19 protein-coding genes are annotated in these 22,275 nt (G+C 69.6%); 13 read left to right on the forward strand and 6 right to left on the reverse strand.

The window, feature by feature from the left end:
* The first annotated feature begins 44 nt into the window (after positions 1 to 44).
* From RM788_RS38755 to RM788_RS38775, 5 genes are all read left to right on the forward strand, one after another.
* A complete protein-coding gene (locus RM788_RS38755; protein ID WP_315924547.1) occupies positions 45 to 815 on the forward strand; it encodes a thioesterase II family protein in 771 nt (256 codons plus the stop codon).
* Between the two features lie 206 nt (positions 816 to 1,021).
* Positions 1,022 to 2,449 (forward strand): class I adenylate-forming enzyme family protein, encoded by a 1,428-nt coding sequence (locus RM788_RS38760; RefSeq protein WP_315924549.1) that lies wholly within the window; start codon positions 1,022 to 1,024, stop codon positions 2,447 to 2,449.
* Between the two features lie 18 nt (positions 2,450 to 2,467).
* The gene (locus tag RM788_RS38765; RefSeq protein ID WP_315924551.1) at positions 2,468 to 3,448 is read left to right on the forward strand and encodes an ACP S-malonyltransferase; all 981 of its coding nucleotides are present in this window, start codon (positions 2,468 to 2,470) and stop codon (positions 3,446 to 3,448) included.
* A 19-nt stretch (positions 3,449 to 3,467) separates the two neighbouring features.
* Positions 3,468 to 4,571 carry an agmatinase gene (gene speB / locus RM788_RS38770; RefSeq protein ID WP_315924553.1) on the forward strand — a complete coding sequence of 368 codons (1,104 nt, stop codon included), beginning with the start codon at positions 3,468 to 3,470 and terminating at the stop codon, positions 4,569 to 4,571.
* Between the two features lie 32 nt (positions 4,572 to 4,603).
* Positions 4,604 to 5,830: a glycosyltransferase gene (locus tag RM788_RS38775; RefSeq protein WP_315924555.1), complete on the forward strand. Its 1,227-nt coding sequence runs from the start codon at positions 4,604 to 4,606 to the stop codon at positions 5,828 to 5,830.
* Between the two features lie 63 nt (positions 5,831 to 5,893).
* Here RM788_RS38775 and RM788_RS38780 read toward each other — a convergent pair whose 3' ends face one another.
* Together RM788_RS38780 and RM788_RS38785 are read right to left on the reverse strand one after the other, a co-directional pair.
* Positions 5,894 to 6,481, reverse strand: a complete 588-nt coding sequence (locus RM788_RS38780) for a GrpB family protein (RefSeq protein ID WP_315924557.1) — start codon at positions 6,479 to 6,481, stop codon at positions 5,894 to 5,896.
* A 132-nt stretch (positions 6,482 to 6,613) separates the two neighbouring features.
* Complete coding sequence (locus RM788_RS38785; RefSeq protein ID WP_315924559.1) at positions 6,614 to 8,776, reverse strand: MMPL family transporter; 2,163 nt, start codon at positions 8,774 to 8,776, stop codon at positions 6,614 to 6,616.
* A gap of 239 nt (positions 8,777 to 9,015) precedes the next feature.
* Between RM788_RS38785 and RM788_RS38790 the strand changes: the two genes are divergently transcribed.
* The 8 genes from RM788_RS38790 to RM788_RS38825 all read left to right on the forward strand — a co-directional run bounded on the left by RM788_RS38790 (position 9,016) and on the right by RM788_RS38825 (position 17,691).
* Positions 9,016 to 10,038: a LacI family DNA-binding transcriptional regulator gene (locus RM788_RS38790; protein WP_315924561.1), complete on the forward strand. Its 1,023-nt coding sequence runs from the start codon at positions 9,016 to 9,018 to the stop codon at positions 10,036 to 10,038.
* A 439-nt stretch (positions 10,039 to 10,477) separates the two neighbouring features.
* The gene (locus RM788_RS38795; protein ID WP_315924563.1) at positions 10,478 to 10,618 is read left to right on the forward strand and encodes a hypothetical protein; all 141 of its coding nucleotides are present in this window, start codon (positions 10,478 to 10,480) and stop codon (positions 10,616 to 10,618) included.
* A 30-nt stretch (positions 10,619 to 10,648) separates the two neighbouring features.
* A complete protein-coding gene (locus RM788_RS38800) occupies positions 10,649 to 11,434 on the forward strand; it encodes an alpha/beta fold hydrolase (protein ID WP_315924565.1) in 786 nt (261 codons plus the stop codon).
* A 588-nt stretch (positions 11,435 to 12,022) separates the two neighbouring features.
* Positions 12,023 to 12,688 carry a response regulator transcription factor gene (locus RM788_RS38805; protein WP_315924567.1) on the forward strand — a complete coding sequence of 222 codons (666 nt, stop codon included), beginning with the start codon at positions 12,023 to 12,025 and terminating at the stop codon, positions 12,686 to 12,688.
* Entirely contained in the window at positions 12,685 to 13,959 is a 1,275-nt protein-coding gene (locus tag RM788_RS38810; RefSeq protein WP_315924569.1) for a sensor histidine kinase, read from the forward strand. The genes RM788_RS38805 and RM788_RS38810 overlap by 4 nt, the downstream gene beginning before the upstream one ends.
* Before the next feature lie 83 nt (positions 13,960 to 14,042).
* A complete protein-coding gene (locus tag RM788_RS38815) occupies positions 14,043 to 15,095 on the forward strand; it encodes a response regulator transcription factor (protein WP_315924571.1) in 1,053 nt (350 codons plus the stop codon).
* A 40-nt stretch (positions 15,096 to 15,135) separates the two neighbouring features.
* On the forward strand, positions 15,136 to 16,539 hold the full coding sequence (gene sthA / locus RM788_RS38820) for a Si-specific NAD(P)(+) transhydrogenase (protein ID WP_315924573.1): 1,404 nt from the start codon (positions 15,136 to 15,138) through the stop codon (positions 16,537 to 16,539).
* 246 nt (positions 16,540 to 16,785) lie between these two features.
* Positions 16,786 to 17,691 (forward strand): proteasome assembly chaperone family protein, encoded by a 906-nt coding sequence (locus RM788_RS38825; protein ID WP_315924575.1) that lies wholly within the window; start codon positions 16,786 to 16,788, stop codon positions 17,689 to 17,691.
* A 54-nt stretch (positions 17,692 to 17,745) separates the two neighbouring features.
* Here the strand turns inward: RM788_RS38825 and RM788_RS38830 are convergent, their stop codons facing one another.
* The 4 genes from RM788_RS38830 to RM788_RS38845 form a co-directional block, all read right to left on the reverse strand.
* Entirely contained in the window at positions 17,746 to 18,636 is an 891-nt protein-coding gene (locus RM788_RS38830; RefSeq protein WP_315924577.1) for a GNAT family N-acetyltransferase, read from the reverse strand.
* A 473-nt stretch (positions 18,637 to 19,109) separates the two neighbouring features.
* Positions 19,110 to 20,417 carry an ABC transporter permease gene (locus tag RM788_RS38835; protein WP_315924579.1) on the reverse strand — a complete coding sequence of 436 codons (1,308 nt, stop codon included), beginning with the start codon at positions 20,415 to 20,417 and terminating at the stop codon, positions 19,110 to 19,112.
* Positions 20,417 to 21,115, reverse strand: a complete 699-nt coding sequence (locus tag RM788_RS38840; RefSeq protein WP_315924581.1) for an ABC transporter ATP-binding protein — start codon at positions 21,113 to 21,115, stop codon at positions 20,417 to 20,419. Before RM788_RS38840 ends, RM788_RS38835 begins: the two co-directional genes overlap by 1 nt.
* Positions 21,115 to 22,152 carry an efflux RND transporter periplasmic adaptor subunit gene (locus tag RM788_RS38845; protein ID WP_315924583.1) on the reverse strand — a complete coding sequence of 346 codons (1,038 nt, stop codon included), beginning with the start codon at positions 22,150 to 22,152 and terminating at the stop codon, positions 21,115 to 21,117. Before RM788_RS38845 ends, RM788_RS38840 begins: the two co-directional genes overlap by 1 nt.
* Positions 22,153 to 22,275 lie beyond the last annotated feature (123 nt).

Below are 22,275 nucleotides of genomic sequence, written 5' to 3' on the forward strand. Positions count from 1 at the left end.
CCCCTGGTCAGGCCGTGAAGTCGTGAGAGGAAAAAGCAACCGCCATGGCACGAGCAATCGTCGACACCGCATTGTGGATCCGCCGTTTCCACCCCGATCCGGACAGCGAGGTCCGATTGGTCTGCCTCCCGCACGCGGGGGGTTCGGCGAGCTTCTACTACCCGGTGTCGGAATCCTTGAGGCCCGGAGTGGAAGTGCTGGCGGTGCAGTACCCCGGTAGGCAGGACCGCCGATCGGAACCGTGCGTCGACACGGTCGACGTGCTGGCCGACCGGATCGTCTCGGCGTTGGAACCGTGGGTGGGGGACAAGCCCCTCGCCCTGTTCGGCCACAGCATGGGGGCCACGCTGGCCTTCGAGGTGGCCCGCGGGCTGGAACGGCGCGGAACCGCCCCCGTCGCCCTGTTCGCGTCCGGCCGCCGCGCCCCGTCGCGCTACCGCGACGACCAGGTGCACCTGCGCGACGACGACGGGATCGTCGCCGAGCTCCAGCTGCTCAGCGGCACCGATTCCCGCCTGCTGGGCAACGAGGACCTGCTCAGGCTGGTCATCCCGGTCATCCGCGCCGACTACAAGGCCGTGGAGACCTACCGGTGCGAGCCGGGCGCCAGGGTGTCCTGCCCGGTGACCGTCCTGGTCGGCGACAGCGACCCCAAGGCGACCATAGAGGAGGCACGGGCCTGGTCGGAGCACACGACCGGCGCCTTCGACCTCCAGGTGTACCCCGGTGGCCACTTCTACCTGAGCACCCATCAAGACGAGGTGACCGACCTCATCTCCGCACGTCTCACCGGGTATCCGCCCCCGCTGGGGTAAGGGCCCCTAGGGGCGTGGTCAGGGGTTTCGCTCCGGAACATCGTAATAATACCCTTGTCCCAGTTGGACTTCAGTGGGAAGTCGACTCTCCAGCAGGGCAGTGGATTCACGAATTACTCCTCGCTGCCGAGCAGTGCGCCACCCGGACGGGATTCCGCGCGCTCCTCCGCGGCCCCCGTGAGCAAGAGGAAGGAGGAGTGCCGCAGATGACCGCGAAACTCTTCTCGACCGACTCGGTGCAGACCTATCCCGAGTTCGAGCAGAACGCCCTGCGCGTGGCCGACGTGCTGGGTGAGAACGGCATCGGCCACGGCTGCCGCGTGATGCTGAAAGCGGGCAACTCGGCGGGGTGGGTCGTGACGCTGCTCGCCCTGATGCACGTGGGCGCGTCGATCGTCATGGTGGACAGCCAGGAGCGCGCCGACCAGACCAGGCGGATCGCGAACCAGGCGGGCGTCAAGATGTGCGTCGTCGACGAGGACGCGCCGCTGGACGCCGAGGAGAGCAAGGTCTTCGTCTACGAGCTGCTGGTGGCCGCCGCCAACCGGAAGCCGTTGCGGGACAAGCTCGACTTCACCGACTGGTGCGAGCGCCCCGACGGCCTGGTCATGTGGTCGTCCGGCTCCACCGGCACGCCCAAGGGCATCGTGAAGTCCGGCGGCAAGTTCCTGGAGAACCTGCGCCGCAACGCGGCCCAGGTCGGCCACCGCGAGGGCGACGTCCTCATGCCCCTGCTGCCGTTCTCCCACCAGTACGGGCTTTCCATGGTGCTCATCGCGTGGCAGGAGCGCTGTTCGCTCGTCGTCGCGCCGTACCGCCGGCTCGACCGCGCGCTGGTGATGGCGGGCCAGACCGGCGTCACGGTCGTGGACGCCACCCCCTCCACCTACCGCAGTCTCCTCAACATCGTGCAGAAGCGCCCCGAGGCGGGCCTGAACGTCGACACCGTGCGGATGTTCTGCAGCGGTGCCGCGCCCCTGGACCCCTCGCTGGTGAACGCCTACGTCGACCGCTTCGGCCTGCCGCTGCTGGACAGCTACGGCAGCACCGAGATGGGCAACGTGTCGTTCGCGACGCCCGAGAACCCGGTCGCCTGCGGCGTGGCCATGGAGGGCCTGGAGATCAAGGTCGTCGACGACGAGGGCCACGAGGTCGAGGTCGACCAGATCGGCGAGGTCCTGGTCAACACCCCCGACGTGATGGAGGGCTACCTGTCCGAGGACGGCACGCTCGTCCCGCACACCCGGCAGTGGTTCCAGACCGGCGACTTCGGCAAGCTCGACGCGCACGGCAACCTGTCCGTCTTCGGCCGCAAGTTCGCCGTGACCAGGATGGGCTACACGCTCTACCCGGAGATCATCGAGCGCAAGGTCGCCGAGAGGGGCTGCTCGGCCAAGGTCGTCTCCGTCCCGGACGAGCGCCGCGGCTGCCAGCTCGTGTTCTTCGTGGAGGACTCGCTCGACCGCGAGCCGCACTTCTGGCGGGAGCTGCTCAGCGAGCTGCTGCCGGTCTACGAACGCCCGAACCGGGTGCACGTGCTCGACAGCTTCCCCCTCAACCGCAACGGGAAGCCCGACCGCCTGCACCTGGAGCAGTTGGCGTTGGCCGAGGTCCCCGACGGCGCCAGCGTCTGACCGGGACGGGGAACACCGATGGAGAACACGCCGAGCGCCGCCCCGGAAGAAGAGAACGGGAAGTCCGAGAACGAAGTGCGACAGGGGCTCACCGCGATCGTGTTCCCCGGTATGGGACCGTGCAACTTCGCCGACGTCGGCAGGTACATGGTCCTCGACCGCTACGCCCGTCGACGGCTGGCCGCCGCCGACGAGGCGTTGGGCTACTCGGTGCTGCAGCGCTTCCGCAGCACTGACCACGAGTACTCCGAGGCCACCCAGATCGCCTTCCTGATCAACTCGGTGGCGCTCGCGGACCGCGCCGTCGACGCCATGGGGCTCGACCCGGACCTGTGCGTCGGGCCGAGCTTCGGGCAGAAGGCCGCCACCGCGTTCGTCGACTCGCTCCCCTTCGGCGACGTGGTGCGGATGACGGCGGAACTCGCCAGGTGCGAGGAGGAGTTCTTCGCCGCGGAGTACTCCGACGTCATCACCCAGTCCTTCGTCCGCACCTCCGAGGAGCGCACGAAGGAGATCCTCGCGGAGATGGAGGCGCGGGGGGAGTGGTACGAGATCTCGGGCTACCTCGACCACGACTTCTACTTCGTCTCGGTGCGCGAGTCCTCCCTGGACTTCTTCAAGCAGCGGATCAGGGACGCGGGCGGGTACTCGATGTACTCGATGCGCCCACCGGTGCACGCCAGGGCGTTCTCCGCCCTGCGGCGCAAGGTCGAGGAGGAGGTGTTCACCCGCTACGACATCGGGGCGCCGCGGATCCCGGTGATCGCCGACCAGAACGGCACGACGGTCACCGACGCCGAGGCGATGCGGACCATGCTGCTCGACACGTTCGACCGGCCGATCAACTGGCCGGACGTGGTCTCCGCGCTGCGGCGCGGCGGGGTCACCGACCTGTGGTTCACCGGCGCGGACAACCTGTTCCACCGCTTGGACTGCACGACGAAGAACTTCCGCGTGACGGCCGTGACCCCCAAGACCGCGCTGCGGCCCGAGAAGTAGTGACCTGAGGAGAGCTTTCGTGATCGACGAGAAGTGGCCGCACCGGATCCGCTCGACCGTCAACCCGCCACGCGAGCCGGGCCCGATCGACCTGCGCCGCAACTTCGCCCAACCCGCCTACTCCGGCATCGGCACGTTCATGAACGTGCCGATCTGCCTCGACCAGGCGGACCTGAGGGCGGGCGGCGTGGACGTCGCGGTCATGGGGGTTCCGCTCGACCAGTCCGTCGGCCACCGCGGTGCCGCCTTCGGACCGAGGGCGATCCGCACCGAGGAGCGCTACCTGTTCAACAACTACGAGGACTTCGTGCACTCCGCCACGAGGGTGAAGCCGTTCCAGCAGCTCAAGGTCGTGGACTACGGCGACGCGCCCGTGGACATGTTCAGCAACGCCAACTCCATGGCCCCCATCCGCGAGATGATCACCGAGATCGCGCAGGTCGGCGCCGTGCCGATCGTGCTCGGCGGTGACCACACGCTGCTGTGGCCCAGCGCGGGCGCGCTCAACGACGTGCACGGCGCGGGCAGCGTCGCGGTCGTCCACTTCGACGCCCACCCCGACTGCCACGCCGAGGTGTACGGGAACAAGATCAGCCACACCACGCCCATCTACCGGCTGATCGAGGACGAGAAGTTCCCCGGTGCCAACATCGTCCAGATGGGGCTGCGCAGCCCGTCCGCCCCGGACGACGAGCAGTTCAACTGGATGCGCAGGCAGGGCATGAAGTCGCACTTCATGGCCGAGGTCGAACGACTCGGCATCGACGCCGTCATCGACAAGCTCATCGCCGACGTCGCGCACGTCCCGAACGTCTACCTGTCGTTGGACATCGACGTCCTGGACCCCGCGTACGCCCCCGGCACCGGCACCCCGGAACCGGGCGGCCTGACCACGCGGGAGCTGTTCCCCGCGCTGCGCAGGCTCGCCCACGAGACCAACGTCGTCGGCATGGACGTCGTCGAGGTCGCGCCGAACATCGACCCCGGCTACTCGACCGCGCTCAACGCGCGCCGCGCCGTGCTGGAGGTCCTCACCGGCCTGGCCATGCGCAGGATGCAGATCTCCAGCAGCAACTACGTGAACCCGATCGTCTCCGGCCAGGTCAAGTTCCCGATGCGATGACCGCCGGTTTCCACACATGAAGGGCGACAGTCGTGCGAGTACTGAGCAGCATCACCGGCTCCCAGGGCCACGCGCGGGACATGCTCCCGCTGATCCGCGCGATCGCCGACGCCGGGCACGACGTCCTGGTCGCGCTGCCGCCCTCGTTGGCGCCGGTGTACGCCGACGAACGGGTGCGGGTCGAGCCGGTGCTCCCGGAGATGCACGACTCGATCATGGCCGTGATGAAGGAGGGCGCCGAGCAGCGCGCGGCCGAGGCCAAGCGCACCGGTCTGCCGGTGGCGCCGCCGCCGGAGATGACCGCGTTCGACGAGATGCTGGTCATGGCGGGTGGCCCGCACATCACGCCGACCTACCGCGCCCTCATGGCGCTGGCACTGGACTTCAAGCCGAACCTGGTCGTGCGCGACTCCGCGGAGATCGCCGCCACCCTCGTGGCCGAGCGGCTCGGCCTGCGCCACATCTGCGGCCCGTCCGGCGCCGGTGACATGGTCGACCCGGTCCGGTTGGTGGACATGCTCGACGAGCGCCGCGCCGAACTGGACCTGCCACCCGCCCACGACCCGACCGCGCTGTACCGGTTCGGCCGCTTCGACTCGGTGCCCGAGCGCTACTCGTTCGCCGCCTTCGACGTGCCCTACGCCATCCGCTACCGCCAGTCCCCGATCGTCGCCCGCGACGAGGTGCTCAGCCGCGAGATCGCCGGGCTGCCCACCGACAAGCCGCTCGTGGCCTGCGCCATGGGCACCGTGCTGGTGCAGCTGCGCCAGTTCTTCCAGTTCGGCCCGCCCCAGGACGAGGACCCGTCGAAGGTCCTCCTCCAGGCGCTGGCGGGCGGACTGTCCGAACTGGACTGCTACGCGGTGCTGGCCACCGGCGGCCTGTCCATGGACGGCATCGAGGTCGGCGACAACGTGCACGTCGTCGAACGCATGGCCCAACCCCTGCTCCTGCAGTGCGCCGATCTCTTCGTCACGCACGGCGGTTACAACAGCATCCGCGAGTCCATGTTCGGCGGTACCCCCATGGCCGTCCTGCCCCAGTTCGGCGACCAGCCCTTCCACGCCGACCTGCTCCAGAAGATGAACCTCGGCCGCGTCATCCCGGAGACGACCGCCGACGTCGTCCGCGACACCTGCCGCCAGGTCCTCTCCGACCCGGCCATCACCGCGGAGGTCCGCAGGGCCCAACGCGAGATGCTCGCCCTCCCCGGCGTGGACACCGTCGTCCCCCACCTGGAGTCCCTCGCCCTGCCGTGAGCGGACTCCCACCACCGCTGCCCCCGAGCCCCCCACTCGGGGGCAGCGGCGCGTCCCCGGTTCCTACAGCATCCCCGCGGCGCGGAAGAGCCGGTCGTAGATCGCCTGGATGGTCTCCTCCTTGCGCGCGTTGTAGTCCATGACGTTGCCGCCCCCCGGAACCGCCGCCTGTTTCGCGTCCTCGTACAGCGCGCGGTCCTCGGGGTGGGCGCGCAGCCAATCGCGGAACATGCGGTGCCGGACCAGCTCCGGGCAGTCCGGCCCGAACACGTGCAGGTTCACCCTGGGTTCGGCCAGCCTCAGGAGCCGGTGCTCGTACCAGGACGGCTCCCGGACCGTGTGGACGTAGCCGATCCGCACGAGCGCGGGGACGTACAGCTCCTCCTGGCGGGGGTCGGCCACCGTCAGGTCGATGTCGAGGACGTCCTTGGCGGCCAGTCCCTCCACCGACGTCGACCCGACGTGGTCGATGCCGAGCACCACCCGGCCGAGCGCGGCGCGGATCTCCGCCGCCGCGGCCTGGAAGCGGCGCGGCCACTCGGGCGTGTAGGCGACGATCGCGACCGTCTCCGGCGGTGGGGGACCGTTCACCCAGGGGTCCTCGGACGGGTCGGAGCCGTCGGGTCGGGTGATCTCCTCGAAGGTGGGCACCCGCGCCAACGTAGTAGCGGCCCGTCGAGGAGGCGATTCCTGCACAGGGGCGCCGAACCCGCCACGACCGGACGCACGCGGAAGCGGGAGGCCCCGGCATCCCGCCGGGAACTCCCGCCCACCACTCCGGACTCAGCCCACGGGCTGCGGGAACCGCTGCCACTGGGCCGGGCGGTCGTTGTCGTCCCTGTCGTCCTTGTGGTCGTCCTCGTCCTCCACGTCGCCGCCCTCGTGGATGGCGAGCTTCTCCTGGATCCGCCGCAGCGGTCCCGGAGCCCACCAGGCGGCGTTGCCGAGCAGCTTGAGGACCGCGGGCACCAGGATCATCCGCACGATGGTCGCGTCGAGCGCCAGCGCCAGGATCATGCCGACGCCGACGAAGCGCATCATGGCGACCTGGGAGAACGCGAAGGCGCCGGTGACCAGGATGAGCAGGATAGCGGCCGCGGTGATGACCCTGCCGGTCTTGGCGAGGCCGATGGTGACCGCCTCCTCGTTGCTCGCGCCCCTGTTGCGGGCCTCCACCATCCTGGAGAGCAGGAACACCTCGTAGTCCGTCGACAGGCCCAGGATCATCGCGACCATCAACACCACGATGCCGGAGTCCAGCGGCGACGGCGTGACGCCGAGCAGCGACGCCAGGTGGCCGTCGTAGAAGATCCACGTGAGGACGCCGAACGTGGCCGAGAGGCTCAGGGCGCTCATGACGATGGCCTTGATCGGCAGCAGGACCGAGCCGAACGCCAGGAACATCAGGATGAACGTGGCGGCGATGAACAGCAGCGCCATCCACGGCAGCCGGGAGCTGATGGCGTCGAGGCTGTCGACGTTCACGGCCGTGGACCCGCCCACGAGCGTCTCACCGGCGCCGAGGGGCGGGGTGACCTCGCGGACGTCCAGCATGGCCTGCTTGGAGGCGTCGCTGAGCGGGTCGCCCTCCAGCGTGGCCGAGAGCAGCCAGACGTTGTCCTTCGGTTCCTGCGCGAGCGCGGCGGTGTCGATGCCGGGGACCGCGGCCACGCGCTCGGCGTAGCGCTGCACGGCCTCCTGGCTGGTGTTGCCCTTCACCACGATGTCGAGGCCGGTCTTGGCGATGGCGGGGAAGTCCTTGTTGAGGGTCTCCACGGCCACGCGGGCCTCGTTGCCCGCGGGCAGGACCTTCTCGGTGACCTCGCCGAACTTCACGCCGAGGAACGGCGCGCCCAGCGCGAGCAGCACGGCGACGATCGGGATGGCGATCAGGGCCGGGCGCTTCATGACCTTCTTGCCCAGCTTGGCCCAGACGGCGCCGCCCTCGGACTTGGCCATGCGCTTGCGCCACGGCATCGCCAGCTTGTCGACGCGGTGGCCGAGGATGCCGAGCAGTGCAGGCAGCAGGGTCAGCGAGACGAACGCGGCGACCGCTACGGCGGACATGCCGCCGTAGCCCAGCGACTTGAGGAAGCTCTGCGGGAACAGCAGCAGGCCCGCGAGCGCGATCACGAGCAGGGTCGCGGAGAAGACGACGGTGCGGCCGGCGGAGCCGACGGTGCGCCGCACGGCCTGCTCGGTCGTGCGGCCCGCGGCGAGTTCTTCCCGGAACCGGCCGACTATGAACAGGCCGTAGTCGATGGCCATGCCGAGGCCGAGCAGCGTCGCCACGTTGATGGCGAACGAGTTCACCTCGGTGCCCAGCGAGACGGCGTGCAGCAGGGCGAGCGAGCCCATGATCGCCAGACCGCCGACGAGCACCGGCAGCGAGGCCGCGACCACCCCGCCGAAGATGATCACCAGCAGGATCAGCACGATCGGCATCGACACGGCCTCGGCGCGGACCAGGTCGGCGCCGGACATCTCGCTGATCGTCTTCTGGACCGGGATCTGGCCCGCCAGCTGGGTTTCCACGCCGTCGACCACGAGCTGGTCGGAGAAGCGCGCGTAGTCCTTGAGCTGGGTGTTGGAGTCGGAGGCCTGCAGCGTGATCGCCACCAGCGCCTTCGACTTGTCGGCGCTGCCGAACGGGTTGGGCTGGGGGATGTTCCAGTAGGACGCGACGGTCTTGACCGCGTCCGAGGGCAGGCCGGAGAGCTGCTTCTCGATCCTCGCCTTCAGCTCGGGCGAGTCGATCGTGCTGCCGGTCGGCGCCGTGTACATCACGACGACGTCGCCGCCCTGGCGGCCGAAGGTGTCCTCGATGACCTTGTTGGCCCGCACGGCCTCGCTCGTGGGGTCGCCGAAACCACCCTCACTGAGCCGGTCGAATACCCCGAGTCCCCACATTCCGCCCATCACGGTCAGCACCAAGGTGGCGATCATCACCACCCAACGGCGGTGGTACGCAAGTGAACCCCACTTCGCGAACAAGGTCGTCCTCCTACTGTGGTGGGCCAATTCATGCCCGTGTTGGCGGGTTTTGCACGGCGTTTACCGGGTGAACACATTCATAAGCAGTCGGTTGCGGAACCGCTGGTCGCGGCCCTAAAAGTCGACTACCCGCCGGTCCATCCGGTGGAAATCCCACGGTCACCGCACGCGGGCAAGGTATAAATGTGTTCATGCCGGGTGAACTGATCGCTCCTGCGACAAAGGCCGTGACCCTCGAAGAAGTCGCGAGGGTGGCCGGTGTTTCGCGTGCAACGGTTTCCCGCGTGGTCAACCGCGTGCCGACGGTCGACAGCGAGCTGCGCGAGACGGTGCAGCAGGCCATCGACGCGACCGGCTACCGGCCGAACCTGGCGGCGCGGTCGCTGGTGACCCGCAGGGCGGGTTCGGTCGCCCTGGTGCTGCCGAACGAGGGCCGCATCTTCGGCGACCCGTTCTTCGGCCGGGTCGTGGAGGGCGTCATGGGCGTCGTCCAGCCGATCGGCGTGCACCTCGTCGTGACGCTGGCCGGGTCGTCCACCTACGAGCACCTGGTCGCGGACCTGCGGCAGGGCAGGCTCGACGGCGCGATACTGATCCACACGCACCGCGGCGACCCGCTGCCCTCCATGCTCGCGAACATGCGGCTGCCCGTCGTGCTGTCCGGCAGACCCATGGGCAACCTGCGGATCAGCCACGTCGACGTCGACCAGGCCGCGGGCGCCCGACTCGCCGCCGAGCACCTCGTCGGGCTCGGCAGACGCCGGATCGCGACGATCTCCGGCCCGCTCGACGCCCCCGCGGGCATCGACCGCCTGGACGGCTTCCGCGCCGCCATGGCCGAGTTCGGCCACCACGACGTGCCCTTCGCCGAGGGCGACTTCAGCTCCGAGTCCGGCGCGCGCGCCGTCGAGCGCCTGCTCGCCGAGCACCCGGACCTCGACGGCCTGTTCGTCGCGTCCGACCTGATGGCGCACGGCGCCCTGCCGGTGCTGCGCAGGGCGGGCCGCCGCGTGCCGGAGGATGTCGCCGTCGTCGGTTTCGACGACAGCAGTTCCGCCCTCGTCTGCGATCCGACCCTGACCACGGTGAGGCAGCCCGTGGAGGACATGGCGGCCGAAATGGTGCGGCTGCTGCTCGACCACGTCGACCGTCCCAACAGGCCGGTGAGTTCCGTGGTGTTCGCGCCGACCTTCGTGGTCCGCCACTCCGCCTGAGCTGTTCCGGCTTTCACCGGTGGTGTGCGACTGCACGATTGCATCGCCTCCGTCCGCGATGTCGGAGATCACGTCCGCGCTGTTCCGGAATGCCGGTGTGCGACTGCGCGAAGATCCGGACCGTTCGTAACGTAACGCCGTTTCAAGCGATTGTCGTCATCACTTCGACGGACTGAGGGGTGGGCCCATGTGTGGATGGAGGGCCTGTCCGGGGTTTGCGGGTTGTGCCTCCGCAGGTGGGGGAGTAGAGCGTTCGTTTCCCGTCCGCCACCCAGTGTCTCGGCTGAACGGAGCAGTGGATACCCCAGACCCTTTTGTTGCCCTTTCGGGCCGTAGGGGACTCCTAGGGGTTGTTCTGCGTCACATTCCGTCGTTACGGTGATTGAACCTGAAGCGCCTGTCGAGTATGTCGATCCGCGCGATAGCAACAGGAGTCGCCATGGAACACACAACCACCGAGGTGGCCGTCGCGAATACTTCTCACGAGGACGTCGTCGAGAGGTTCTGCATTCCTCCTCGCGAATGGTGGACCGCCGAAGGTGAAAGCCTCGAACCCACCATCATGCGCGGACTTGACTGATAGCTTCGGCTCAACGAAAGGGGCCCACCGATGACCCAGGTCGACATGTCCACGGCTCGGCTGGCCGCGACGGTCCGCGGCTCCGGACCCGCCGTGGTCCTCGCGCACGGGGCGGGCGGCACCGTCCAGGCCAACTTCGGCCCGCTGCTCGCGCCGCTGTCCCGTTCCTTCACGGTCATCGGCGCCGACCTGCCGGGCTCCGGCGCGACCCGCCGCGACACCTCCCCCCTCGACCTCGACGACCTCGCGGACCGACTGGTAGCCACGGCGGTGCAGGAGGGCGCCGAGCGGTTCACCGTCGTCGGCTACTCACTCGGCTGCGCCACCGCCGTCCGCGCCGCCACCCGCCACCCCGACCGCGTCACGGGCCTCGTCCTCACGTCCGGCTTCGCCGCCCTGGACGACACCACCCGCGCCCGAGTCCAGCGCTGGCGCACCCTCGCCGAAGGCGACCGCACCGTGCTGGCCCGCTACGTCACCTCGGTCATGCTCGGCAGCGCCTACCTCGCCCGCATGAGCCACGAACAGCGCGAGGGCTTCATCGAACTCGTCGCCCTCACCACCCCCGCCGGCCTGCTCGAACAGGTCGACCTCGTCCTGACCACCGACATCACCGACGACCTCCCGAAGGTCGCGGTCCCCACCCTCGTCATCGGCACCAAGCAGGACCAGCTCATCGCCCCGACCCTGACCAGGGCCCTGGCCGACGGCATCCCCGGCGCCAAATGGGCAGAACTGAACTCCGGCCACGCCCCAGCGCTGGAAAGCGCAGGCGCCTGGGCCCGCCTCATCGAGGACTTCGTCAACACCCGCTGACCAGCAACTTCCCCGACGCCAGCGAGGACGCCTGATCCGACGCGCAGCGAGAATGCCTGGTCCAATGCGCAGCGAGGATGCCTTGTCCGACGCGCAGCGAGGATGCCCTGTCGGGCGCAGCCGATGTCCTGTCGGGCGCAGCCGATGTCCTGTCGGGCGCAGCCGATGTCCTGTCGGGCGCAGCCCGATGCTGGCGAAGCCAGATCCACCCCCTGCCCCCGATCCACAGCGCCCTCCTGCTTGATCTTGTTTGTCAAGACATCTTTCCCGTCTTGACAAACAAGATCAAGCATTGAGACAATTGCGCGCACGGGGGCCGGGCTTCGCTCTCGAGCACCCAACCCAAGCCTCAACCCAAGCCACAACCCGAGCACCCAAGCAGGAAGCCGGCGTCCGACCGGTCATGATCGGTCGGACGCCGGCGGCAGGGGATTCCCTCCCCACTCAGGAGGAGGTCTACGGGCGGCGTCCAGGCGCAAAAACGACCCCACCAGGCCGTCCGCGCGGATCCCGAGTTTCAACGCCGCGAACAAGACTCGTCTCTACGGATCCACCACAGGTTTTCCCCGGCGCACTAGTCTCTCGGTTGTGCGTGTACTGGCCGTCGAGGACGACGCTGAACTGGGCCATGAGGTTGTGTCGGGTCTTCGGCAGGCCGGATTCGCCGTCGACTGGGTCACCGACCTCTCGTCGGCGGAGGAGAGCCTCACCGCCAACACCTACGACTGCGTGCTGCTCGACCGCGGTCTCCCCGACGGCGACGGGCTCGATCTGCTCAGCCGCTGGCGGGCGCGCAGGTCCCGCGTCCCGGTGCTGATGCTCACCGCCATGGACGGCATCGCCGAGCGCGTCGCGGGCTTCGACAACGGCGCCGACGATTACCTCGGCAAGCCCTTCGCCATGGCCGAGCTGGTCGCCAGGGTCGGCGCCCTCTGCCGCCGCGCCGAGCAGCCGAGGCCGTCGCTGATCAAGATCGCCGACCTCGAGGTCGACGCCGCGCGCCGCAGGGTGACCCGCGCCGGGGTGATGCTGAGCCTCACCGCGAAGGAGTTGGCCGTGCTGGAGCTGCTCTGCGCCCGTCGCGGCCAGGTAGTCTCGCGATCCGAACTCATCGAGCACTGCTGGGACGCGATGGCCGAACCGATGTCGAACGTGGTGGACGCCGTCGTCGTCCAGTTGCGCCGCAAGCTGGGGCCCCCGCCGTTGATCGCCACGTCGCGAGGGGTCGGTTTCGTGATTGACGAGATCGGGTGACCACGGCCTGGCGGAGCACCACGGCGAAGCGCTTGCGCCGGGTGCGCTGGGTGATGACGGTCCTGTTCACCGCCACCACCGCGATCTGCATCGGCACCCTCGCCACGATCGCCCTGGTCAACGACGAGCGTTCCCGCGCGCAGGCCCTCGACATCGAGCTGGACCGCCAGGTGGCCGGTCTGTCGCGGGTCGTCTACTACGACGGCGACGGCAACCTGCACCTGGAACCCCTCGACGTGGACGCCCTGGTCAGCCGCACCACGCTGCTGCACGTCTGGGTGCGCGACGACGGCGCGTGGGTGTCGCGCTACGCCCGCGAGGTCGACAACGCGAAGTCCGAGGAGAAGAGCGAGCTGGCGCTGGTCGAGCAGGTCCGCGACCTCCAGTACACGGTCCTCGGCGACGGCGTGATGCCCGGCGGGGCCGCTCTGCGGCTGGCCGCCGCGCCGGTCTGGAACACCACGAACCAGGTCGCCGCGTACGTCGTCGTGGCGGGTGACCCGGCGCCCGGCGTCGCCGAGCACCGCGAGTACGTGATGTGGACGTTCTGGGGCTGCCTCGCGATGCTGGTCCTCGCCGCGGGCGCGGGCCACATGCTGTCCTACATCGGCACCCGGCCCGCCGTGCGCGCACTGGAGCAGGAGGAGCGGTTCCTGGCCGAGGCCGCGCACGAGCTGCGCACCCCGCTGGCGACGCTGCGGCTGATCGCCGAGGCGGGCGCGAACGACCCGGCGCGGGCGAGCGCGTCGGCGGTCCAGGTCGTGGGCCTGGTCGACCGGATGGCGCAGCTGGTCACCGGACTGCTGGCGCGGGCCCGCGTGCGCAACGGCACCCGGCAGATGGAGTGGTTGCCGCTGCGGCTCGACCAGCTCGTGGAGGAGGTCGTCGGCGAACAGCTCGACGACGGCCGCACGGTCGACGTCGACCTGCACCCCACCATCGTGGAGGGCGACCCGGTGCTGCTGTCGCAGGCGCTGCGGAACCTGGTCGACAACGCGGTGAAGCACGGCGCCCAGGAGGACGGCCGGGTCCGGGTCGAGGTCCGGGTCTCCGGCGGCACGGTCACGGTGTCCGACCGCGGCCCCGGCATCGACCTCGCCGACCGGGACCGGGTGTTCGACCAGTGGGTCACCGGCAGCACCACCGGGACCGGCATCGGGCTGGCCATCGTGCGCTGGGTGGCGGACCTGCACCGCGGCTCGGCGAAGGTGGTGGACTCGCCGCTCGGCGGCACGACGATCGAGCTGGCGCTGCCCGAAGTCGTGGCTTGATCACTCGCTCACGGTTTTCTCATCGCCGCCCTGCCAAGGTTGTCACCCGAGCGAGCATCAGCATGTGCACGGGGAGTCGACCGATGGCAGACACACTCACCCGGTCCACTGTGGACAACGGGTTCCGGTCGGTGCGGTCGGCCTACCTGGCCGCCTGCCGCGGCACCGAACGCGGCCAGGCGGTGGAGAAGGCCGTTTCCTGCGAGGCGTACGCGGACCTGTGGCACGCGGTGTCCATCCTGCTCTACGCCGACGAACCGGGTTTCGCGCTGGAACTCTGCCTGCGGGTGGAGGAGCGCACCCGGCAGCACGCGGTGCTCGGCCTGCTGCGCGCCCGGATCGCGCACGCCAAGGGCCAGCCGCTGGTGGCCCGAGACCTGGCGCGGTCCGTTCTGGACGAGCGCGCGCTCTCGTTGCGCACCAGGCACCTCGCGCTGGCCGAACTGGTCGCCGCGGAGGTGGGCCTGGAGCAGTACGACTCGGCCGCCGCCCTGCTGCGCGAGCACGGGTTCGACGGCGAGGTGCCCGAGGGTCCGGAGGCGCCGTACCTGCTGGCCGCCCGCGGCGCGCTGCACGTGGCCGCCGGGCGCCGCCGACCCGGTGTCGAGGACTACCTGGAGTGCGGACGGCGGCTGGTCGACGCGGGCGTCCGCAACCCCGCGGTCATCCCGTGGCGGTCGCGCGCGGCGCTGGCCGCGCTGGGCGACCGGCGGCGCGAGCTGGCGAAGGTGCTGGCCGAGCAGGAGCTGATCGAGGCCCGCGGCTGGGGCACCTCCCGCGCGGTCGGGGTCGCGCTGCACGCGGTCGCCTCCACCCGCGACGGCGAGGAGGCCGTCGAGCTGCTGGGGGAGTCGGTCGACCTGCTGTCGCTGTCCACCGCCGGCGCGGAGCTGCTGCGCGCACGGGAGGACCTGGCCCAGATCGTGCGGGCCGGGCACGACCTGACCCGCCAGGAGGCGAAGATCGCCTGGCTGGCCCGGTCCGGGTACAGCAACAAGCAGATCTCCGAACGGCTGTTCCTCACCCGCCGCACGATCGAGTTCCACCTGTCGGGGGTCTACCGGAAGCTGGGCCTCTCGGGCAGGCACGAACTGCGCGTAGCGCTGCCGGACCAGTTCGGTGACCAGTCGGCGTGACCGCGCCCTATTCGGCGATCCCTGAGGCAGACTGATCGCCATGTACGACTTCGACGTGCTGGTCCTCGGTTCCGGTCCCGGCGGGCAGAAGGCGGCCATCGCCGCCGCCAAACTCGGCAAGAAGGCGGCGGTGGTCGAGCGCCGCGACATGATCGGCGGGGTGTGCATCAACACCGGCACCATCCCGTCCAAGACGCTCCGCGAGGCGGTGCTGTACCTCACCGGCCTCAACCAGCGGGAGATGTACGGCCAGAGCTACCGCGTGAAGCACGACATCACCATCGCGGACCTGTCGGCGCGCACCCAGCACGTCGTGGGGCGCGAGATCGACGTCATCCGCAACCAGCTGTCCCGCAACCGGATCGCTCTGCTGCCGGGACTCGGCAGGTTCCTCGACGACCACACCGTCGAGGTCGTCGACGGCACCGAGCAGCTGCACAAGGTGACCGCGGACAAGATCGTCATCGCCACCGGCACGCGACCGTCGCGACCGGACACGGTGGACTTCGACGACAAGACGATCATCGACTCGGACGGCATCCAGCACCTGGAGCACATCCCGCAGTCGATGATCGTGGTCGGCGCCGGTGTCATCGGCATCGAGTACGCCTCGATGTTCGCCGCGCTGGGCACCAAGGTCACCGTCGTCGAGCGGCGCGACCGGATGCTGGAGTTCTGCGACCTGGAAGTGGTCGAGGCGCTCAAGTACCAGCTGCGCGACCTGTCCGTCACGTTCCGGTTCGGCGAGACCGTGTCCGCGGTCGAGCGGTACGCCCGCGGCGCCATCGCGGTGCTGGCCAGCGGGAAGAAGATCCCGGCCGAGACGGTGATGTACTCGGCGGGGCGGCAGGGCATGACCGAGGGGCTCGACCTGGAGAAGGCGGGCATCGCGGCGGACAACCGAGGCCGGATCGCGGTCGACGAGCACTTCCGCACCCCCGTGTCGAACATCTACGCGGTCGGCGACGTCATCGGGTTCCCCGCGCTGGCGGCCACGTCCATGGAGCAGGGGCGCCTCGCGGCCTACCACGCGTGCGGCGAGCCGGTCCGGGCCATGAGCGAGAACCAGCCGATCGGCATCTACACGATCCCGGAGATCAGCTACATCGGCCGCACCGAGGACGAGCTGACCGCCGCGTCGATCCCGTTCGAGGTCGGCATCTCCCGCTACCGCGAACTCGCCAGGGGCCAGATCATCGGCGACTCCTACGGCATGTTGAAGCTGCTGGTGTCCGCTGAGGACCGTTCGCTGCTCGGCGTGCACGTGTTCGGCACCGGCGCGACCGAACTGGTCCACATCGGTCAGGCGGTCATGGGCTGCGGCGGCACCGTCGACTACCTCGTGGACGCCGTCTTCAACTACCCGACGCTGGCCGAGTCCTACAAGGTCGCCGCGCTCGACGCGATGAACAAGATCAGGCAGATCACCTGGCTCGCCGAGTAGCGGCGGTCGGGAAACGGGCACGGGTCCGCGGCAGAACGGGCACCCCGGAGGTCCGGCGCGGTCGTCGGAGACGCGATCGCGCTGGGCCGTTCGGAGTAATTCGAGCGGCGTTCCGCGCCTGAAGACCCTGGTCTTCGGGAAATAGGGGTACCCCTTCGGGGAACGGGTGTGAAAATAGGGGGAATGCAAGCCGGTCAGGGGTTGTTGGCACTTGCGGAACGTCCGTGACTCGCTGGGAGGTTTGTGGTGGCGCTGGATCCGGAAAACCTGTACGAGGTGGACTCCGACGTACCGGACTTGACCGGAGCCGTCCTGCTGCACCACTTCGACGGTTTCATGGACGCCGGTGCGGCCGGGAAGCTCCTCGTCGAGCACATCCTCAGCAGCTACGAGCACCGCGTGGTCGCGCGCTTCGACATCGACCAGCTGATCGACTACCGCTCGCGCAGGCCCGCCATGATCTTCGCGACGGACCACTTCGAGCCGCAGCCCGCGCCCGAACTGCTCGTGCACCTCGTGCACGACGCCGCCGGGTTCCCGTTCCTGCTGCTCAGCGGCCCCGAGCCGGACTTCCGCTGGGAGGGCTTCGTCGCGGCCGTGCTGGAACTGGTGGAGCGCTGGGGCGTCGGCTCGGCGATCGGCTTCCACGGCATCCCGATGCGCCTGCCGCACACCCGCCCGCTCGGCGTCACCGCCCACGCGACCCGCAGCGAGCTGATCACCGGCCACCAGCCGTTCTTCAGCCGCGTCGAGGTTCCCGGCAACGTCGCCGCGATGCTCGAGGTGCGCCTCGGCGAGCACGGCCACGACGCCATCGGCTTCGCCGCCCACGTGCCGCACTACCTCGCCCAGTCCACGCACCCGGCCGCCGCGCTGGTGCTGCTGGACACCATCACCCGGACCACCGGCCTCGCGCTGCCGTCCGACGTGCTGCGCGAGACCGCCCGCAGGGCGGGCGCTGAGCTCCAGCGCCAGGTCGACGAGTCCGAGGAGGTGTCCGAGGTCGTCGCCGCTCTGGAGCGGCAGTACGACGCGTTCACCGGCTCGGAGCGCGGCGAGCAGAGCCTGCTGCTGGAGGAAGAGGAGATCCCCAGCGCCGACGAGCTCGGCGCGGAGTTCGAGAAGTTCCTCGCGGAGCAGCCGCCCAAGTAGCTTTTCCCCCCGATGGGGCCCACCCGATGTTCCGGGTGGGCCCCATCGGCGTTCTCAGACCATGTCGATCCGGATGTACCGGACCGGGTAGCCGACCTTGGCGAACGTCGCCGCCATCGGCAGGTTCCCGCAGTCCGTGCCCGCCACGATCTGCTCCGCGCCGTGCCCGATCAGCAGGTGGGTGGCTTCGACGAGGAGGTCGTAGGAGTAGTCGTGGCCGCGCTGCTCCGGCACCACGCCGATGTAGCCGACGACCGGTGAGGTGTGGTGGTGGCAGGGGGCGGTGATACCCACCAGGTCGCCGTCCCCCGTGTAGGCGAGCCGCCACCAGTCCCGTGGACTCGGCATCCAGAGGAGGCAGTCCAGGTCCTCCTGGGCCGCGGCGTCCAGGCCGGATTCGGCGACCGTCTTCCGCACGTGGGCGTCGAGGCTGTCGACGTGGATGCGGCGGAAGACGTCCAGGATCTTGGCGTCGTCGGGTTCCGGGTGGAACTCGAGCCTGCCGGGGCGGTCGGGGACGCCGTTGTCCGGGGTCCAGCGGTAGGTGAAGCGTTCCACCAGGAACGTGAGTCCCGCCGCGGTGGCCGCCGCCATCCTGCTTTCGGCGGCTTCTCTCGTCGCCGGGTCGTCCCTCCAGTCCGACGGCAGCCTGAGGTTGTACTCGGCGTGCAGCGGGGCGGTCTTCAACAGCGCCACGGCGGCGTCGAAGTCGGTGAAGTCGAACCAGTCCAGGACCAGCGGGGCCGGATCGTCCGGGCCCGCCCACCAGGCGGCGCGGGCCACGACGACGTCGTCGCGCAAGGCGATCCACGTCCACTCCGGGCGGTAGTCGCCGCGGGCGTAGGCGTCACCGAACGCCGCGAAGCCCACCGAACCGGGGTCGGGCAAGTATTCGAAGAAGTGTGCCTCGCCCGCTTCGAGCGGGCGGATGACCAGATCGGTCACGGGTGTTCCTTCCGAAGGCGTGGTGCGCTCCCGGACCGGAACCCGACGCCCTGTGAGCGAGGAGGGAGCGCATGATCGTCGAGGTGATCATCTGGGGCTACCTCCTTGGTCTGGGCAGGGCGTGGGGGTGAACGTAGTGAGAGGTGGGGGTGGGGGGCAATGGGTTTTGCGGGGTTGGGTTGTCGGGGAGGAGTGGCGGCTTGGAGGTTGTGCGGTGTGGGCCATCCCGTGAAGTCTCGCCGCCGTGCGTTGGGGGTCACCCCGCGAAGCCCGGCCGCCGTGCGTTGGGGGTCACCCCGCGAAGCCCGGCCCCCGTGCGCGCAATTGTCTCAATGTTCGATCTTGGTTTGTCAAGGCGGGAAAGATGTCTTGACAAACCAAGATCGAACAGGAGGGCGCTGTGCATCGGGGGCAGGGGTAGTTCTGGCTTCGCTTGAGGGCGTTGGGCTGCGCCGGTAGGCGGTTGGTGTGTTCTAGGCGCGCATTACGGTGGCGATGGGGATGCGGGCTGCTCGGATTGCTGGGATCAGGCCGCCTAGGATGCCTGCGATCAGGCCTGCGATGACTCCGGCGACTCCGGCCTGCCAGGGGAAGTCGACGTTCTGGAGGAAGGGTTCGCGGGAGCCTAGTAGGGAGCTGACGGCTTTGAGGCCCACGATGCCGAAGCCGATGGCGGCCGCGGCGGTGAGCAGGCCTGTTAGCAGGGTTTCCGCGAGCACGATTCCGGCCAGCAGCAGCCGTGGTGTGCCCACGGCGCGGCGCAGGGCGAATTCCTCGATGCGTTCGCCGACTGTCGCGAGGCCGACGTTGAGGATGCCCGCGACGCCGATGAGCAGCACCATCGCGGCCATGCCGAGGAAGATCCAGCGCATGAGCGCCAGTTGGGACTGCATCTCCTCGAGGGAGTTGATGGTTTCGACGTGGATCTCGTCGCCGTTCGCGCCCGCCGCGACCAGGCGGGTGCGGAGGGTCTGCTGGAGGTCGGTGGCGGTGGGGGCCAGCATCAGTTCCATGCTGCCGTAGCGCTGGTCGCTCAGGCTGTCGACGGGCATCCAGTTGAGGAGTTCGTCGGAGCGGACGTAGGCCGCGGGGCCCCAGCCACCGTCGTCGACGACACCGATGATGCGCGGAGTGGCGTTGGCGACGGCGCCGGAGACGCGCATCTCGGCGGGGATCTCGTGGTTGGCGAAGCCCTCCGCGGCGTACTTGTTGAGGACGATGCGCGGGGACAGCGAGGGGGCCGAGGAGAAGTCGAGCCATTCGCCGGACTGGAGGCGGAAGGGGCGGAACTGGCGGATGTCGCCGGTCAGCGAGTTCATGGCCAGTTCGATCGCCTGGCCCTGCGGGGCGCCCGCGTCCTCGTCGGTGACGGGCTTGCAGCCGTTGGCGTCGCAGGTGACCCGCATGGCGGGGCCGTAGCCGCCGCCTTGGTCCAGGCGGCCGCCGCCCTCGTTGAGGGGCTTCACCCCCGGCTCGCCGATGACGGCTTTGCCGCGGGTGACGCCGACGGCGTCCGTGCGGCCGCTGATGACGTCCATGGCCACCGGCACGGACCGCGGGTCGCTCGGCAGGTACATCTGGACCGTGCCGTCCTTGCCCTGGGTGATCTCGACGTCGGACAGCATGGCGCGCTGCGCGATCACCGAACCCGCCTGGACGGTGACCACGGCCAGCACGCCGAGGAACAGGCTGAGCATGGACAGGAACGTGCGCATCTTGCGGGCCCGGATGCCCTGGCCGCCGATGATCAGGGACGAGCGGAACCGCCCGGACAGGCGCATCACACGACCACCCGCTGCGGTGCGCCGTCGAACACGCCGTTGGTCAACTGGAGCACCCGGCCCATCTTGGAGGCGTGGTCGTGGTCGTGCGTCACCAGGATCAGGCCGCAGCCGCGGTCGGTGGCCGAGCGCAGCGCCTCGACGACGAGGTTGCCCGTCTCGGTGTCGAGCGCGCCGGTCGGCTCGTCGGCGAGCAGGATCCTGGGCTCGCGCACCAGGGCGCGGGCGATGGCGACGCGCTGCTGCTCGCCGCCGGACAACCGCTGCGGCTTGTGCTTGGCGAGGTGGGCGATGCCCACTCGTTCCAACGCGTCCATGGCCTTCGCCCTGCGCTTGCGGCGCGGCAGCCAGCCCTGGCCGTTGACCAGCGCCATCGACACGTTCTGCACCGCGCTCAGGTGCTTGAGCAGGAAGAAGCGCTGGAACACGAACCCGAACTCCTCGCTGCGCAGCGCCGCGGCCCTGCGCTCGGGGATGCGGGTGATGTCGTTGTCCCCCAACAGGTACTGCCCGCCGTCGGCGCGGTCGAACAGGCCGATCAGGCTGAGCAGCGTGCTCTTGCCGGAGCCGGAACGGCCGAGGATGGCGATGCTCTCGCCGCTGTGCAGGGTCAGGTCGACGCCCGCGAGGATCGTGCGGGGCTCGTCCTGGCCCTTCAACGTCTTGGTGAGCCCGGTGATCCGGATGAGCGGCGTCATCAAGACCCCGCTTTGACGCCGGGCTGCTGCTGGTCCTGTTGCTGCTGCTCGGCGGTGGGCAGGTTCGGGCCGGGCATGCTCAGCGTCTCGTCGCCGGTGAGACCGGACTTGATCTCGACGACCTTGCCGTCGGTGAGCCCCAGTTCGACGTCCGCGATCACCTTGCTCCCGTCGGACTTCACGATCTCGACCTTGCCCTTGCCCTGCCCGCCCGCGACGGCCTCGACCGGCACGACGAGCGCGTTGGCCGAGGTCTGCGTGACGACCTCCAGCGTGGCCGAGGCGCCGTTGATGAGCTTCACGTCGCCGGGCGCGGTGCAGACGAGGCGCAGCCCGGTGGGCTCGGACCCGGTGCCACCGCTGGTGTCCTGCTGTTGCTGCTGTTGCTGCTGCTGACCGGTGGGGGAGGACCCCGTGCCGTCCTCCGCGTCCTTGTCGGCGTCCTTGTCGGTGTTCGCGGGCGGCGGGGCGGGCACGGTGCCCGCGGGCAGCGCGGCGATCGTGCCGAGCAGCGTGCACGGGAACGGGCCGGGGCCGTTCTTGATCTGCCCCTGCACCGACGCCGAACCGTCCGCGATCTTGTACGCCTGCGCGCTGTCGATGTCCGCGGCGATGCCGTAGCCCGCCAGCTTCGCCGACGCGACGGGCATCCCCGCCGTCACGGTGGACTTGTCGTCCACCAGCCGACCGGTGAACGTCGCGCCCGCGGGCACCTCGAACCAGGTGGGTCCGCCGTCGGTCCAGACCGACCCGACCCTGGTCGCGACCGTCGGCGTGCTGGTGGGTACCGCCACGTCCATGAACCGGACCTGGCCGCCGATCGGCGCGACGAGGCCGAACACCGGGTTCATCGTCACCTTGCCGTTCAGGCTCACCTTGTTGGTCAGGTCCTGGCGGGTGGGCTTGGCCGTGGTGAGCGCGGTGCCCCGCGGCACGAGGTCCGGGTTCGTCGGCTCCGGCCCTGAGGAACCGCACGCGGTCGCGGTCGCGACCACGACGGCGATTCCGCCGAGGCGGACGAGGACTTGCTTCAACACCGGTGTTCCCCCAACTGACGAGTTCCGGCCTGATCCGGCCTAAACACAAGACGCCCATCAGACTGGTGGGGTTGCACGTTCCGCGTCGGCAGAACGGCCAAAGTGGTTGTGGCCGATCGGCCG

Source organism: Umezawaea sp. Da 62-37, from assembly GCF_032460545.1.
GTDB lineage: Bacteria > Actinomycetota > Actinomycetes > Mycobacteriales > Pseudonocardiaceae > Umezawaea.